Consider the following 15,553-nt stretch of genomic DNA (forward strand, 5'->3'; position numbering starts at 1 on the left):
GCTGGAGGGAGTCACTCCTCGAGTTGCAGGTGCCCGCGGGCCTCGGGGTCCCGGGGCCGGTGGGAGGGCGCACGGCTGCGCCCCGCCACCAGGGTAGTCATTGGGATCGCGGCCGCAACGGTACGCAGCGACGAGGTTCGGTGCTGTCAGTGGTCGTTCGTGCCGGTTCCGCGGATTTCGGCGAGGGCGCGCAGGGCGCGCGCGTCGTTGATGGCCTGCTGCCTGGCCACGCCCGGCTGGATGCCGAGTACGGGCAGGCTGGTGCCGTCGCTGAGGTCCAGGAACACCCACGGGTCGCCGGGGCGGAGGTTGACCCGGAGGATCTCGGCCCACGCCAGACGGCGGGTGTTGGTGAGGTTGACGACGGTGACGCCTTCCTCGTCGGCGACCACCTTGGGGCGGCTGAGCAGGACGAGGACGGAGGTCAGCAGGACGGCGGTGAAGACGAAGCTGATGCGCTCACCCGGCTGGAGGCGTTCCAGCAGTACGGCGATGGCCGTGATGGTGGCGAACATGGCGAGCCCGACGCCCAGCAGGACAACCCGGGTGCGGGTCGGCCGGAAGGTGACCGGCAGGGTGGGCGGTGCGGGCGGGGCGGCGGACTCGGCCATGGTGCGTTGCCTTCTGGGGTGGCGTACGGGTGAGGGGGCGGCGTGCCGGTCGGGCACGCGGGGCCTCAGAGGCGGCAGGCGTGGATCGAGGTGGTGAGGATCGCGCGTGCGCCGAGTTCGTACAGGTCGTCCATGATGCGCTGGGCCTCCTTGGCGGGGACCATGGCGCGGACGGCGACCCAGCCCTCGTTGTGCAGCGGGGAGACGGTCGGCGACTCCAGGCCCGGGGTGAGGGCGACCGCGCGCTCCAGGTGCTCGGCGCGGCAGTCGTAGTCCATCATCACGTAGCTGCGGGCCACGAGGACGCCCTGCAGGCGGCGCAGGAACTGCTGGACCTGCGGGTCTGCGGCGTCGGCGCCGTTGCCGCGGATGACGACGGCCTCGGAGGTGAGGATCGGCTCGCCGATGACCTCCAGGCCGGCGTTGCGCAGGCTGGTGCCGGTCTCGACGACGTCCGCGATGATCTGGGCGACGCCGAGCTGGATGGCCGTCTCGACCGCGCCGTCGAGGTGCACGACGGAGGCGTCGATGCCCTGGTCGGCGAGGTGCTTGGCGACGATTCCCTCGTAGGAGGTGGCGATCGTCATCCCGGTGAAGTCCTCGGGGCCCTTCGCCGTGCCGGGGGTGGTGGCGTAACGGAAGGTGGAGCGGCCGAAGTTCAGCGGGAGGATCTCCTCGGCGCTGGCGCCGGAGTCGAGCAGCAGGTCGCGGCCGGTGATGCCGATGTCGAGCTTGCCGGAGGAGACGTAGATCGCGATGTCCTTGGGGCGGAGGTAGAAGAACTCCACCTCGTTCTCGGGGTCGACGACCACGAGCTCCTTGGACTCCTTGCGCATCCGGTAGCCGGCCTCATGGAGCATCGCCGACGCCGGTCCGGAGAGTGAACCCTTGTTGGGGACGGCGATGCGCAGCATGGGGCTTCCTTTGAGGCGTGGTGTGCGGGATGTGCGTGGGTGTGACCGGGCGGGTGGGCGGCCCGTGCTCAGAGGTGCGCGTAGACGTCGTCGAGGGAGATCCCGCGCGCGACCATCATCACCTGGACGTGGTACAGCAGCTGGGAGATCTCCTCGGCGGCGGCTTCCTTGCCCTCGTACTCGGCGGCCATCCAGACCTCGGCGGCCTCCTCGACGACCTTCTTGCCGATGGCATGGACGCCCTTGTGGACGAGCTCGGCGGTGCGGGAGGTGCTGGGGTCGCCTTCGGCGGCCTTGTGCTGGAGCTCGGTGAAGAGCTCCTCGAAGGTCTTGGAGGGTTTGTTCGCCATGATGTCCTTAGAGTACGGGCTCACCCGGGTGTCCCGGTGCCGGGGTTCACTCCTCGGACACTCAGCGCCAGGGTTCACTGACGGTGCGCAGGGTCATGGCGGTGGAGACGGCGGCGGTGACCGCTTCGTGGCCCTTGTCCTCGTTCGATCCTTCGAGCCCGGCGCGGTCCAGCGCCTGCTCGTCGTTGTCGCAGGTCAGAACGCCGAAGCCGACGGGGACCCCGGTGTCGATCGACACCTGGACCAGGCCCTGGGTGACGCCCTGGCAGACGTAGTCGAAGTGCGGGGTGCCGCCGCGGATGACCACGCCGAGGGCGACGATGGCGTCGTAGCCGCGGCCGGCCAGCACCTTCGCCACGACCGGGAGCTCGAAGCTGCCGGGGACGCGCAGCAGGGTGGGCTCGTCGATGCCCAGCTCGTGCAGGGCCCGCAGGGCGCCGTCGACCAGTCCGTCCATGACCTTTTCGTGCCACTGCGCCGCGATCACGGCGACGCGCAGGTCGCCGCAGTTCTTCACGCTCAGTTCGGGTGCGCCCTTGCCGCTCACAGCTCTGCTCCTCGGTGGTTCGTGGATGTACGTACGGGTGGGGTGGTGCGTGCTTACTGGTTGCCGCAGGCGGAGGTGGTCACGGCACCGTCCAGCCAGGGCAGGTCGTGGCCCATCCGGTCCCGCTTGGTGCGCAGGTACCGCAGATTGTGCTCGCCCGCCTCGACGGGCATCGACTCCCGGCTGGTGACCGTGATGCCGTGTTGTTCCAGGGCGGCGGACTTGTCGGGGTTGTTCGTCAGCAGCCGGACGCTGCGCACGCCGAGGTCGGCGAGGATCCGTGCGCCGGCCGCGTAGTCGCGGGCGTCGGCGGGCAGGCCCAGCTCCAGGTTGGCGTCGAGGGTGTCGCGGCCGCGCTCCTGGAGCTCGTACGCGCGCAGCTTGGACAGCAGTCCGATGCCGCGGCCCTCGTGGCCGCGCAGGTAGACGACGACGCCGCGGCCCTCGTTCTTGATGCGTTCCATGGAGGCGTGCAGCTGGGGGCCGCAGTCGCAGCGCTGGGAGGCGAAGATGTCGCCGGTCAGGCACTCGGAGTGCATCCGGACCAGGATGTCGGAGCCGTCGCCGATCTCGCCGTGGACGAGGGCGACGTGCTCGACGCCGTCGACGGTGGAGCGGTAGCCGTGCGCGGTGAAGTCGCCGAAGGCGGTCGGCAGGTGGACCTCGGCCTCGCGGCGCACGGTGGGCTCGGCGGAGCGCCGGTAGGCGATCAGGTCCTCGATGGAGATGATCGTCAGGCCGTGCTTGCGGGCGAAGGGGATCAGCTCGGGCAGGCGCAGCATGACACCGTCCTCGCCGGCGATCTCCACGATGGCACCGGCCGGGCGCAGGCCCGCGAGGCGGGCGAGGTCGACGGCGGCCTCGGTGTGGCCGTTGCGGACCAGGACGCCGCCGGGCTTGGCGCGCAGCGGGAAGATGTGGCCGGGGCGGACGAAGTCGCCGGGGCCGCTGACGCCGTCGGCGAGGAGGCGCAGGGTGGTGGCGCGGTCGGCGGCGGAGATGCCGGTGGTGACGCCGTGGGCGGCGCTCGCGTCGACGGAGACGGTGAAGGCGGTCTTCATCGACTCGGTGTTGTTCTGGACCATCTGCGGGAGTTCGAGCCGGTCCAGCTCCGGGCCCTCCATGGGGGCGCAGATCAGGCCGCGGCACTCGCTCATCATGAAGGCGATGATCTCGGGGGTGGCCTTCTCGGCGGCGATGACGAGGTCGCCCTCGTTCTCGCGTTCCTCGTCGTCGACGACGACGACGGGGCGGCCCGCCGCGATGTCGCGGATCGCCTGCTCGACGGGGTCGAGGCGGAAGGTCTCTTCGGGAATGTCGGGCACGGGCTTGAGGGTGGTCATGCCGCTGCTCCTTCGAGGGCCGGGGCGGGGTTGGTGCGGGAGCGCTGGTACCAGTCGTAGGCGCCCCACACCACGAGGGCGAAGTAGACGACGTAGACCAGTCCGGAGAAGGCGAGGCCGCCGGTGAAGGCGAGGGGGACGCCGACCAGGTCGACGAGGAGCCAGGCGAACCAGAACTCGACGAGTCCGCGGGCCTGGGCGACCATCGCGACGATGGTGCCGACGAAGATGTAGGCGTCGGCCCAGGGGCTCCAGGACAGCGACGGGTAGAGGGTGAAGAGGCCGCCGACGGCGAGGGTGCCGAGGGCCGCTCCGCCGAGGAGGAGTCCGCGTTCGGTCCAGGTGGCGGTGCGTACGGCGATGGAGCCGTCCTGGGCCTGCTGCTTGCCGCGCTGCCAGGAGATCCAGCCGAAGACGGCGACGCCGATGACCAGGAGCTGCTTGCCGACGCCGCCGGCGAGGTGTGCGGAGGCGTAGGCGGCGATGAGGATGAGCCCGGAGAGCAGCTGGGCGGGCCAGGTCCAGATGGAGCGGCGCCAGCCGAGGGCGAGGGCGGCCAGGCCCATCAGGTTGCCGATCATGTCGGACCAGATGACCTTCTGGCCGAAGACCGTGAAGGCCTCCGTGTTGAGCCAGGTCAGGGCGCTCACCGGGGCTCTCCCGCCGGGTTCGCGCGCAGCGGGTCCACGCCGGCGGCCAGGAGGCGCTCGACGTACTTCGCGAGGACGTCGACCTCGAGGTTGACCGGGTCGCCGGGCTGCTTGATGCCGAGGGTGGTCAGCGCGAGGGTGGTGGGGATGAGGCTGATGGTGAACCAGTCGGCGGCGGCCTCGACGACGGTGAGGCTGACGCCGTCGACGGTGATGGAGCCCTTCTCGACGACGTAGCGGGCGAGGTTCTCCGGGAGGGCGACCTTGACGATCTCCCAGTGCTCGGACGGGGTCCGGGAGAGGATCTCGCCGGTGCCGTCGACGTGGCCCTGGACCAGGTGGCCGCCGAGCCGTCCGCCGAGGGCCATGGGGCGTTCCAGGTTGACCCGGGAGCCCTCGGTCAGGGCGCCGAGGCTGGAGCGGTTGAGGGTCTCCTGCATGACGTCGGCGGTGAACTCGCCGTCGGCGGTCTCCACGACGGTCAGGCAGACGCCGTTGACGGCGATGGAGTCGCCGTGCTTGGCGTCCTGGGTGACGAGGGGGCCGCGCAGCCGGAAGCGGGAGGCTTCCTGGAGCTGCTCGACGGCGGTGACCTCGCCCAGTTCTTCGACGATTCCGGTGAACACTCAGTGCTCCTTGGGGGCGGTGGCGGGAAGGGCGGTGATGCGCAGATCGGGGCCCACGCGGACGGCCTCGGTGATGTCGAGGCGCAGGGCGTGGGTGATGGTGGTGATGCCCGCGTCGCCGAGGGCGGCGGGGCCGGCGCCGAGCAGGGCGGGGGCGAGGTAGCCGACGACGCGGTCGACGGCTCCGGCTTCGAGGAAGGCGCCCGCGAGGGTGGGGCCGCCTTCCAGGAGCAGGGAGCGCACGCCGCGGGCGTACAGCTGCGTCAGGAGTTGGTCGAGGGGGATCCGGCCGTCGCGCAGGGGCAGCCGGAGCAGGTCGACGCCGGGCAGGTGGCGGGTGTCGGCGTCCTCGGCGACGACGAGCAGCGTGGGCGCGGCGTCGTCGAGGATGCGGGCGGCCGGCGGGAGGCCGGCGCGGGTGTCGAGGGCCACGCGCAGGGGCTGGGTGGCGCCGTCGATGCCGCGGACGGCCAGGTGCGGGTCGTCGGCGCGCAGGGTGCCGCCACCGACGAGGACGGCGTCGGCCTCGGCGCGCAGCCGGTGGACGTCGGCACGGGACTCGGCGGAGCTGATCCAGCGGCTGCTGCCGTCAGCGGCGGCGCTGCGGCCGTCGAGGGTGGCGGCGTACTTCCAGGTCACGTGGGGCCGGCCGAGGCGTACGGAGGTCAGCCAAGCGGTGTTGCCGGCCTCGGCCTCGGCTCGGAGCAGCCCGGCCTCCGTGTCGATCCCGGCGGCGCGCAGGGTGGCGGCGCCGCCGCTGGCCTGCGGGTTCGGGTCGGGGACGGCGTAGACGACGCGGGTGACGCCGGCGTCGAGGAGGGCCTGGGCGCAGGGTCCGGTGCGGCCGGTGTGGTTGCAGGGTTCGAGGGTGACGTAGGCGGTGCCGCCGCGGGCGGCGGTGCCTGCGGCGCGCAGGGCGTGGACCTCGGCGTGCGGGCCGCCGGCCCGCTGGTGCCAGCCCTCGCCGACGACGGTGCCGGAGGTGTCGGTGATGACGCAGCCGACGACCGGGTTGGGGCTGGTGGAGCCGAGTCCGCGGGCGGCGAGCTCGATGGCCCGTCGCATGGCACGGGTGCCCGCGTCGGGTGCGGGTGCTGCGTGCGCGGCGTCTGTCGCCACCGGGTCCTCCTGCCTCATCGGGCACGGACTCCGGGGCCTGTCGGGATACGACAGATGAAGCGGAACAGCTCACGCGGGGACGCCGAGGCCGGAGAAACGGTTCGACCGGGCACATCCACGGGGATATGCCGATGAACCGCCGACGGCGGCGTACCGGTGACTGGCCCGCCGCGCACTGCCTCCCATCCGGACTTTAACCGTCGGTCCAGGAATTTCACCTGGTCAACCGGCCGCTGGCTGCGGACGGGTCGCGGACTATACCGCCGGTTCGGAATTACACCGACCCCGGAGTGCGCTGCTACTGGTACTCCAGCCAGTCTGCCACGGCCTGTCGCCCGCCATGCGGGTGATGCGGTGTGGCCTGGCTCACAGAGGGTGACGCCGGGGCCACGGCGGTGCGGACCCGGTCGAGTGGGGACGCGGTTGGTCCAGACCTATTGACGGGTTGGTCTAGTCCTCTTAACGTTCCCTTCAACTTCCGGGAGCAGCCCGCCAGATGTACGCGTGTCACGGGCCAACAGGCTTCCGCACCAGTCACGTTGCTTCATGTTGTGTCCATTTGTGTCCTGCATCCTCCCCTCCCCAGGAGGCACAATGCTGTCCCCCACACGTACGAGAGCGATGCTCCTGGCATCCGGCGCCGCGATCGCCGGACTGCTGGTCGGCGGGCTCTCGACGGGCGTCTCGCACGCGGCAGACAACGAGAGCTGTCGCCCGGACGGCCTCTACAAGACGGCCGGCGTCGACGTCCCGTACTGCTCGGTCTACGACACCGAGGGCCGCGAGAAGATGGGCGCCGACCACCAGCGCCGCGTCATCGGCTACTTCACCGGCTGGCGCACCGGCAAGAACGGCCAGCCCTCGTACCTCGTCAACAACATCCCGTGGGACAAGATCACCCACATCAACTACGCCTTCGCGCACGTCGGCAGCGACAACAAGATCTCCGTCGGCGCCGACAGCCCCACCAACGAGGCCACCGGGATGACCTGGCCGGGCGTCGCCGGAGCCGAGATGGACCCGGCGCTCCCCTACAAGGGCCACTTCAACCTGCTCACGAAGTACAAGAAGCAGCACCCCGACGTGAAGACCCTGATCTCCGTCGGAGGCTGGGCCGAGACCGGCGGCTACTTCGGCGCGGACGGCAAGCGCGTCGCCTCCGGCGGCTTCTACAGCATGGCCACCAACGCCGACGGATCCGTCAACCAGGCGGGCATCGACACCTTCGCCCAGTCCTCGGTCGACTTCATCCGCACGTACGGCTTCAACGGCGTCGACATCGACTACGAGTACCCGACCACGATGAAGGACGCCGGCAACCCGCTGGACTGGCAGATCGCCAACGCCCGCCGCGCCGGCCTGGTCAAGGGCTACGACGCCCTCATGAAGAGCCTGCGCCAGAAGCTGGACGCGGCCGGCGCCGCCGACGGCAAGCACTACATGCTGACCGTCGCCGCCCCCTCCTCCGGCTACCTGCTGCGCGGCATGGAGACGTTCCAGATGCAGCAGTACCTGGACTACGTCAACATCATGTCCTACGACCTGCACGGCGCCTGGAACGAGTACGTCGGACCCAACGCCTCCCTCTTCGACGACGGCAAGGACGGCGAGCTCGCCGCGGCCGGCGTCTACGGCTCCCAGCAGTACGGCGGCATCGGCTACCTCAACACCGACTGGGCCTACCACTACTTCCGCGGCTCCATGCCGGCCGGCCGGATCAACATCGGCCTGCCGTACTACACCCGCGGCCACAAGAACGTGCAGGGCGGCACCGACGGCCTGTGGGGCAAGGCGGCGGCGACCGGCTGCCCGGCCGGCTCGGGACTGACCAAGTGCGGTGACGGCGCGGTCGGCATCGACAACCTGTGGCACGACAAGGACGACAACGGCAACGAGTCCCCGGCGGGCTCGAACCCGATGTGGCACGCCAAGAACCTGGAGAAGGGAATCGTCGGGGACTACGTCACCCAGTACGGCTTCCCGGCGAACACCTCGCTGACCGGCACCTACGCCCGCAAGTACGACTCGACCCTGGTCGCACCGTGGCTGTGGAACGCGCAGAAGAAGGTCTTCCTCTCCACCGAGGACGAGCAGTCGGTGGCCGCCAAGGCCGACTACGTGGTCAACCGCGGCATCGGCGGCACCATGGTCTGGGAGATGGCCGGCGACTACGGCTGGAACGCGGCCAAGGGCCAGTACGAGATGGGCTCCACCCTCACCTCGCTGATGTACGACAAGTTCAAGGCGGCCTCCCCGTACGGGGCGAAGAAGGCGGGCACCACCGTGCCGCCGGCCCAGGCGGTCGACATCAGGACCGAGTTCACCGAATTCAAGCTCGGCGACTCGAACTACCCGATCACCCCGAAGATCAAGATCACGAACAACACGAAGACAGCCCTCCCGGGCGGCACCGAGTTCCAGTTCGACTACTCGACCTCGGCCCCGAACAACGCCTCCGACCAGTCCGGCTTCGGCACGAAGGTCATCAGCAGCGGCCACACGGGCAGCAACGTGGGCGGCCTGAAGGGCGACTTCCACCGGGTGTCGCTGAAGCTCCCGGCCTGGCAGTCGCTGGCCCCCGGCGCCTCCGTCGACCTGGCTTTCAACTACTACCTGCCGGTGTCCACCCCCTCCAACTGGACGGTGAACATCTCCGGCACGACGTACGCCCTCGCCGGTGACCTGGCGCGCGGCACCACGGTCGGCGAGCCGGGCGGCGGCACCACCCCGCCCACCACGCCCCCGACCACCCCGCCGACCACCCCGCCGACCACCCCGCCGGGCGGCACCTGCACCAGCCCGGCGTACGTGGCGGGCACGGTCTACAACAGCGGGAACCTCGTCTCCCACAAGGGCCGCACCTGGAAGGCCCAGTGGTGGACGCAGAACGAGGAGCCCGGCACCACCGGCGAGTGGGGCGTCTGGAAGGACCAGGGCGCCTGCTGACCGGACCGCCCTGACGGGTGACCGCACGTGAGGACCCGGTGGCCCGGCGGCCACCGGGTCCTCGCACGTCGCCGCCCGGCCGGCCCTCGTAGGCTGGCCGGGTGATCACACATGTCACCGCCCCCGCAGCGGACTTCGAGCAACACCGGCCCCGGATGTTCGGCATCGCCTACCGCATGCTCGGCTCCGCCGCGGAGGCCGAGGACATCGTGCAGGACGCCTACCTGCGCTGGGACGGCGCGGACCGGTCCGGCATCGAGAACCCGGGGGCCTGGCTGGCCAAGGTCGTCACCAACCTCTGCCTCAACAGCCTCACCTCGGCGCGCGCCAGGCGCGAGAGCTACGTCGGCCCCTGGCTCCCCGAACCCGTCCTCACCGGGGACGGCGCCCTGGGCCCGCTGGAGACCGCGGAGCAGCGCGACAGCGTGTCCCTGGCCCTGCTCCTGCTGCTGGAACGGCTCACCCCGGTCGAGCGCGCCGTGTACGTGCTGCGCGAGGCCTTCGCCTACAGCCACCGGGAGATCTCCGGCCTCCTGGACCTCACCGAGGCCAACTGCCGCCAGATCTACCGGCGGGCGGCGGGTCGGGTGGAGGCCGACCGGGCGGACACGCAGGCGAAGCGGTTCTCCGCCGACCCCGAACGGTGGCAGGGCCTCGTGGAGAGCTTCCTGACGGCGGCGCGCAGCGGGGACCTGGCCCAGCTGGAGGGGGTGCTGGCGGCCGACGTGCGGTACGTGTCGGACGGTGGCGGCGTGGTCAGCGCGGCGCGGCGGCCGATCCTGGGCCGCGACGCCGTCGCCCGGTTCGCGCTGGGCGCCATGGCGAAGTACGTGGCCGGTGTGCCGGTCAGTGTCGCGGAGGTCAACGGAACGCCCGCGCTGCTCTTCGGCGAGGTGGCGGTCCTGCTGGTCGAATTCGAGAATGGGCTGGTCAGCGGCATCAGCACGGTGGTCAACCCGGAGAAGCTGGAATTCCTCCGGCGGCAGCTGTCACATTCCTGACGGCTGTCCGGTCCTTCCCTGGTGCACGCACCCTCACCGCACCAGGGAAGGACCGACACCATGGGCACGTCAGGCACCTCGGGCACCTCAGGCACCTCGGGCGCTGCGGGCGCTGCGGGCGCTGCGGGCGCTGCGGGCGCTGCGGGCGCTGCGGGCGCTGCGGGCGCTGCGGGCGCTGCGGGCACCATCGTCGTCACCGGAGGCACCGGAACGCTCGGCTCACTCGTCGCCGAACGGCTGCGGGCGGCCGGGCACGAGGTCCGCGTGCTGAGCCGGCACGCCCCGGACCATCCCGTCGACCTCCGGGACGGCACCGGGCTGGACGCGGCGCTGGCGGGCGCGGAGGTGATCGTGCACTGCGCGAGCAACACGCGCGGGGCGGGCAGGGGCGACGACGTGGCCGCCGGGCACCTCATCGAGGCTGCCCGGCGGGCCGGCACCGTCAGGAACATCGTCTACATCTCGATCGTCGGGGTGGACGTGGTCCCGCTCGGCTACTACCGGCGCAAGCTCCGGGTGGAGCGGTTGCTGGAGACGTCCGGGCTGGGCGTGACGATCCTGCGTACGACGCAGTTCCACGACCTCGTGGCGATGCTGACGGACGCCATGGCGAAGCTGCCGGTCGTGCCGGTCCCGAAGGGCGTACCCGTGCAGCCGATCGCGGTCGGCGAGGTCGCGGACCGCATGGCGGAGCTGGCCGTCCCGACCCCGTCGGGCCGGGTCCCGGACATGGGCGGCCCGCAGATCCGCAGCCTGCCGGACCTGGCCCGCGTCCACCTCCGGGCGACAGGCCGCAACCGCCGCGTCCTCCCCCTCCCCCTGCCGGGCAAGGCCTACGCGGCCTTCCGCCGCGGCGGCCACCTCACCCCGTCCCACGCGGTCGGCCACGAAACGTTCGACCAGTTCTCGGCACGCCGGGGGCGGTAGGGGCGGTTGCGAGGCGGGGCGGGGGCGAGGCGGGGCGGGGGCGAGGCGGGGCGGGGGACGGTAGGGAGCGGTAGAGGCGGGGCGGGGGTGTAGAGGCGGTGGTGTCGCTGAGCCTTGGCCAGTGACGCGTATGGGGGTTTCCCGGCAGTCCCATCGTCTCTCCGTGTCGTGCCGGTCCCTCAAGGGCGCTCCTTCGTCGCGTCGCTTCGCGATGTCGCTGCGCTCCACCCTTGACCGACCGTCCCGCCCCGGAAATCCGAAAGACTGCCGGGAAACCCCCAAAAGGACGGGCCGGGGGGAGTAAAGACACAGACGAGGCGGTGCCCTGCGCGGGCGAAGCCCGGTGCGCCACCAATCGCTACGCGCTCCTGTCGGAAGGCGTCTGCAAGTCCCTGTGGCTGGTCATAAGCCGCCACCAATCGCTACGCGCTTCTCCAAGACGGCGTCTGCGAGCCTCTTGGGCTGGTCATGAGCCGCCATCGATCGCTACGCGCTTCTCGATCACGCGCCCGCAGACCGCCCGGGGCTGGGCAGAAGCCGCAGTACCTTCCTTCACCCACCACGGACGGCGTCCGAAGGCGGTCGTGGGCTGGAAATCCGGCAGATGACGGCTGAGACGAAGTCAATCCGGGTCTGGGAGGGTGCGAGCCTCAAAGAGCCTGAAATATGCCCCAATTGCCCTCTTCTGGGCGGGCGGATGGGATCTCGCAGTGGCCCTGACGGGGATTGAGTTCGGCTGGGCCGATGGATAGGCCTTTCGGACCTCCCATTCGCCCCGATCAGCCCCCAACTGGGGGCGGACGCCGTCTCGGAGAAGCGCGTAGCGATCGATGGCGGCCTATGGCCGGCCCACGGGGCTCGCAGACGCCTTCCGACAGGAGCGCGTAGCGATTAGTGGCGGCTTATGACCAGCCCAAGAGACTCGCAGACGCCCTCCGACAGGAGCGCGTAGCGATTGTGGGCGCTCCGGGCTTCGCCCGCGCAGGCACCGCCCCCGTAAGTGTCTTGCTCCCCCGGCTCGTTCCTTTGGGGGTTTCCCGGCAGTCTTTCGGATTTCCGGGGCGGGACGGTCGGTCAAGGGTGGCCGAAGGCCATCGCGAAGCGACGCGACGAAGGAGCGCCCTTGACGGACCGGCACGACACGGAGAGACGATGGGACTGACGGAAAACCCCCATACCCACTCTGATGCCGCCCGGCTGGATCAAGCTCCCACACCACCCCCGCGCCTCCCCACCCCCGCCCCGCCGCACCTCCGCTCCCCCACACCACCGCCCCGCCTCACACCCCCGCCCCGCCACCGCCACCGCCGCCCCGCCCGCCCCGCCTCACACCCCGCCCGCTCCGGAAATGCTCGGGGCCCCGCAGCGCCGTTCTCGGTACGCTGCCCCGCCACATGGTCAGTTGAGAGTTGCGAGTGGAGAGAGGTGCCGTGGTGAGCCAGTACTTCGACCTGGGTGGCGAGACCCTGTGGAACCCTTCCAACGGCGCCTCGCGCATGTTCCGGCGCCACGTCGCGCTCTTCGAGGCGGAGCTCGAACTGCCCTCCGGCATCGGGCCGATGGAGAACGACGAGTGCCAGATCGATCCCGTCGCACTTGAGGCCTTCGTCAACGCTCTGTTGGCGCGGCACCGAAGAACGGGCCACGCCATCATCCTCGCCCTTTCCGAAGGCTTCACCGCGACCATGGTGGTACTCGCGGAGCGCGCCGGCATCAGCCTGGACTGGGCGCGGCTCGGATCCGCTCCTGCGGCCCCTTTCGCGGACGTGCAGGTTTGCGCGGGCGCGGGGTGGCCGGTCGCCGCGGACGGCGGAGCCTGGAGTGCGGGACTGCGCGAGAAGGCCCGGGAGCTGGGAGGGCGCATGCCTCGCTGACCGGTCACGGTCGGCGAGCAGAGCCGGCCAGCAGAGCCGGCAGGCAGAGCCGGCCATTCGGCCTGGCTTTCGCCTCAGCCTCCGAACAGCACCCGCTGGGCCGCTTCGCGGGCTGCCAGGCGGGCGCCCGCGAGGACCGCCGGGTCGCCCAGGGTCGTGGCGCGGATCTCCGTCGGGACCGGGGTCAGCTTCGCCAGGCGGTGGGAGACCCGGGCGGCCAGGGCGGGGCCGCCCGCGCGGCCGAGTTCTCCGGCGAGAACCACGCAGCCCGGGTCGAGGAGGGCCGCGGCGGCCGCCGCGCCGAGGGCGAGGCGTTCGGCGAGGGCTTCGAGGAAGGGTTCGCCGGCGGCCCCCGTGACGGCCTGTTCCGCGGAGCCCGCGAAGCCGTGTTCGCGCGCCAGTGCGGTCACGGCGTCCCGGCCGGCCAGGGCGTGGAAGCCGCCCGCGCAGTCGGCGGCCGAGGGCAGCCCGCCGGTGCCCGGTACGGGGAGGAAGCCGATCTCGCCCGCCCCGCCGGAGGCGCCCCGGCGCAGCCTGCCGTCCAGGACCACGGCCGCGCCGACCCCGGCGCCGAGCCACAGCAGGACGAAGGAGTCCAGGTCGCGGGCCACGCCCAGGCGCTGCTCGGCGAGGGCGGCGAGGTTGGTCTCGTTCTCGACGGCCACGTCGGCGGGCAGGGTCCGCTGCAGGGCGGTCACCAGGTCCCGGTGCCAGGCCGGGAGGCCGATGGTGTCGCGGAGTTCGCCCGTGGCGGGGGTGACCAGGCCCGGGGCGCCGACGACGACGGTGTGCAGTGTGTCGGCGCCGGCCTCGCGGGCGGTGCGCAGCAGGGCGGCGACCGCGTCCTCGGGTGCGCCGACGGGCAGGGCGGCCTCGGCGAGGGTGTGGCCGAGCAGGTCGGTGACGGCGGCGGTGACCCGGTCGGTGCGGACGTCGAGGGCGGCCAGGTGGGCGCGGCCGGCGACGATCCCGTAGAGCTTGGCGTTGGGGCCGCGGCGTTGTGCGCCGGATTCGCCGACGACCTCGATGAGGCCCGCGTCGGTGAGCCGGTCGACGAGGTCGGCGACGGACGGGCGGGAGAGGCCGGTCATGGTCTTGAGCTGGGTCGCCGTCAGCGGCCCGGAGTCCTGGAGGAGTCGCAGGGCGAGGCGGTCGTTGATGGCCCGGGCCGTGCTGGGTGAGGCCGGGGACGGTAGCGGGGCGTGGGCTGGAGTCACGGCGCCCATCCTAGGGAGTCGGGGCCATTATCTATCAGGCAGGTTCCCTGATAGTTTATGCGTCATGACCGGGGACACCGACCTCAGCCCGGCGCGCCTGCGCCATGCCCGTATCGCCATCGCCGCCGTCTTCTGCGCCCACGGCGCCGTCACCGGCTCCTTCGCCACCCGCATCCCGTGGATCCAGAACCACGCCCAGCTCGGCGCGGGCACCCTGGGGCTCGCGCTCGCCTTCCCCGCCCTGGGCGCGGCGCTCGCGATGCCGCTGGCCGGGCGGATCAACCACCGGTTCGGGGCGCGTACCGCGCTGCGCGGGCTGCTGGTGCTGTGGACCCTCTCGCTGATCCTGCCGAGCCTCGCCCCGAACCTGCCGGTGCTGTGCCTCGCCCTCTTCGTGTACGGGGCCACCGCGGGCATGTCGGACGTGGCGATGAACGCGCTGGGCGTGGAGACCGAGAACCGGCTGGGCCGCTCGATCATGTCCTCCCTGCACGGCATGTGGAGCGTGGGCGCGCTCCTGGGGTCGGCCGCCGGTACGGTCGCCGCGCACGCCGGGACCGACGCCCGGCTGCACCACCTGGTCGCCGCGCTCGTGCTGACCGCGGCCGCTCTGATCGCCGTACAGGGCGTACTGGACCTGCGGAGCGCGGAGGGCGCCGAGGCGCCACCGCACTTCGCGCTGCCGCCGAAGTCCGCGCTGCTCATCGGCGCGATCGGCTTCTGCGCGGTGTTCGCCGAGGGCGCGAGCCTGGACTGGTCGGCGGTCTACCTGCGGGACGTCCTGCACACGGACGCGGGCCTCGCGGCCGCCTCCACCACCGCCTTCGCGCTGACGATGGCCGTGGCCCGGCTCGTCGGCGACCGGGTGGTGGACCGCTTCGGTGCGGTGCGCACGGTCCGGGCGGGCGGTGTGCTGGCCACCCTCGGCGGGCTGCTCGTCGTCGGCGTCCGCACTCCGGCGGGCGCGCTGACCGGGTTCGCCCTGATCGGGCTCGGTATCGCGGTGGTGGTCCCGCTGGCCTTCGCCGCGGCGGGGCGCAGCGGGCCGGCGCCGGCGCAGGCGATCGCCGGTGTCGCGACGATCACGTACACGTCGGGGCTCATCGCGCCGTCGGCGATCGGGGCGGTGGCCGACGCGACCTCGCTGGTGGTGTCGTTCGGGCTGGTGACGGTGCTGGCGTTCGCGCTGGTGGTGGGTGCGTCGGTGCTGCGCCCGAAGCCGCGGGCCGGGCGGTCCGGGAGCCGGTTCGCCGGGCAGGCCGGTCCGGCGGCCGATCTCGACGAACCTGCCGATATACGGCCGTAATATGTCGACTGGCCGCAGCGGCACGCACCCGTGCGCTGCGGCTTCGATGTGTGCGCGGCTGTGTGGGCGGCCGCTGCCGCGCTCGTCCGCATGACCAGGAATACCGGGAAGCATGACCAGGA

At 71.8% G+C, this 15,553-nt stretch carries 14 protein-coding genes and 1 riboswitch; of the genes, 5 read left to right on the forward strand and 9 right to left on the reverse strand.

Going from position 1 to position 15,553, the window contains the following annotated elements; all coding sequences use genetic code 11:
* Positions 1 to 146: 146 nt before the first annotated feature.
* The 8 genes from NRK68_RS06110 to ribD form a co-directional block, all read right to left on the reverse strand.
* Positions 147 to 611: a PH domain-containing protein gene (locus NRK68_RS06110; protein ID WP_183067502.1), complete on the reverse strand. Its 465-nt coding sequence runs from the start codon at positions 609 to 611 to the stop codon at positions 147 to 149.
* 65 nt (positions 612 to 676) lie between these two features.
* Positions 677 to 1,525: an ATP phosphoribosyltransferase gene (gene hisG / locus NRK68_RS06115; RefSeq protein WP_046780303.1), complete on the reverse strand. Its 849-nt coding sequence runs from the start codon at positions 1,523 to 1,525 to the stop codon at positions 677 to 679.
* A gap of 68 nt (positions 1,526 to 1,593) precedes the next feature.
* Complete coding sequence (locus tag NRK68_RS06120) at positions 1,594 to 1,875, reverse strand: phosphoribosyl-ATP diphosphatase (RefSeq protein WP_046780304.1); 282 nt, start codon at positions 1,873 to 1,875, stop codon at positions 1,594 to 1,596.
* Positions 1,876 to 1,936: 61 nt separating this feature from the next.
* A complete protein-coding gene (gene ribH, locus NRK68_RS06125; RefSeq protein ID WP_007262951.1) occupies positions 1,937 to 2,422 on the reverse strand; it encodes a 6,7-dimethyl-8-ribityllumazine synthase in 486 nt (161 codons plus the stop codon).
* Positions 2,423 to 2,475: 53 nt separating this feature from the next.
* Positions 2,476 to 3,765: a bifunctional 3,4-dihydroxy-2-butanone-4-phosphate synthase/GTP cyclohydrolase II gene (locus tag NRK68_RS06130; RefSeq protein WP_257855280.1), complete on the reverse strand. Its 1,290-nt coding sequence runs from the start codon at positions 3,763 to 3,765 to the stop codon at positions 2,476 to 2,478.
* Positions 3,762 to 4,415, reverse strand: coding sequence for a nicotinamide mononucleotide transporter family protein (locus NRK68_RS06135; RefSeq protein ID WP_046780306.1), 654 nt, complete (start codon positions 4,413 to 4,415; stop codon positions 3,762 to 3,764). Before NRK68_RS06135 ends, NRK68_RS06130 begins: the two co-directional genes overlap by 4 nt.
* Positions 4,412 to 5,041 carry a riboflavin synthase gene (locus NRK68_RS06140; protein ID WP_183067504.1) on the reverse strand — a complete coding sequence of 210 codons (630 nt, stop codon included), beginning with the start codon at positions 5,039 to 5,041 and terminating at the stop codon, positions 4,412 to 4,414. The genes NRK68_RS06135 and NRK68_RS06140 overlap by 4 nt, the downstream gene beginning before the upstream one ends.
* The gene (gene ribD / locus NRK68_RS06145) at positions 5,042 to 6,178 is read right to left on the reverse strand and encodes a bifunctional diaminohydroxyphosphoribosylaminopyrimidine deaminase/5-amino-6-(5-phosphoribosylamino)uracil reductase RibD (protein WP_183067505.1); all 1,137 of its coding nucleotides are present in this window, start codon (positions 6,176 to 6,178) and stop codon (positions 5,042 to 5,044) included.
* 150 nt (positions 6,179 to 6,328) lie between these two features.
* Positions 6,329 to 6,458, reverse strand: a riboswitch (FMN riboswitch).
* Between the two features lie 296 nt (positions 6,459 to 6,754).
* Here ribD and NRK68_RS06150 point away from each other — a divergent pair.
* The 4 genes from NRK68_RS06150 to NRK68_RS06165 all read left to right on the forward strand — a co-directional run bounded on the left by NRK68_RS06150 (position 6,755) and on the right by NRK68_RS06165 (position 12,908).
* Complete coding sequence (locus NRK68_RS06150; RefSeq protein ID WP_257855281.1) at positions 6,755 to 9,106, forward strand: chitinase C-terminal domain-containing protein; 2,352 nt, start codon at positions 6,755 to 6,757, stop codon at positions 9,104 to 9,106.
* 101 nt (positions 9,107 to 9,207) lie between these two features.
* Positions 9,208 to 10,107, forward strand: a complete 900-nt coding sequence (locus NRK68_RS06155; protein ID WP_257855283.1) for an RNA polymerase sigma-70 factor — start codon at positions 9,208 to 9,210, stop codon at positions 10,105 to 10,107.
* 60 nt (positions 10,108 to 10,167) lie between these two features.
* Positions 10,168 to 11,034 (forward strand): SDR family oxidoreductase, encoded by an 867-nt coding sequence (locus NRK68_RS06160; RefSeq protein ID WP_257855284.1) that lies wholly within the window; start codon positions 10,168 to 10,170, stop codon positions 11,032 to 11,034.
* Positions 11,035 to 12,467: 1,433 nt separating this feature from the next.
* Positions 12,468 to 12,908, forward strand: coding sequence for a DUF6086 family protein (locus NRK68_RS06165; RefSeq protein WP_257855285.1), 441 nt, complete (start codon positions 12,468 to 12,470; stop codon positions 12,906 to 12,908).
* Positions 12,909 to 12,982: 74 nt separating this feature from the next.
* Here NRK68_RS06165 and NRK68_RS06170 read toward each other — a convergent pair whose 3' ends face one another.
* Positions 12,983 to 14,134 carry an ROK family transcriptional regulator gene (locus tag NRK68_RS06170; protein WP_257855286.1) on the reverse strand — a complete coding sequence of 384 codons (1,152 nt, stop codon included), beginning with the start codon at positions 14,132 to 14,134 and terminating at the stop codon, positions 12,983 to 12,985.
* 55 nt (positions 14,135 to 14,189) lie between these two features.
* Between NRK68_RS06170 and NRK68_RS06175 the strand changes: the two genes are divergently transcribed.
* Positions 14,190 to 15,431: an MFS transporter gene (locus NRK68_RS06175; RefSeq protein ID WP_257855287.1), complete on the forward strand. Its 1,242-nt coding sequence runs from the start codon at positions 14,190 to 14,192 to the stop codon at positions 15,429 to 15,431.
* Positions 15,432 to 15,553: the final 122 nt, after the last annotated feature.

This window comes from Streptomyces yangpuensis (assembly GCF_024666385.1).
Taxonomy (GTDB): Bacteria; Actinomycetota; Actinomycetes; order Streptomycetales; family Streptomycetaceae; genus Streptomyces; species Streptomyces yangpuensis.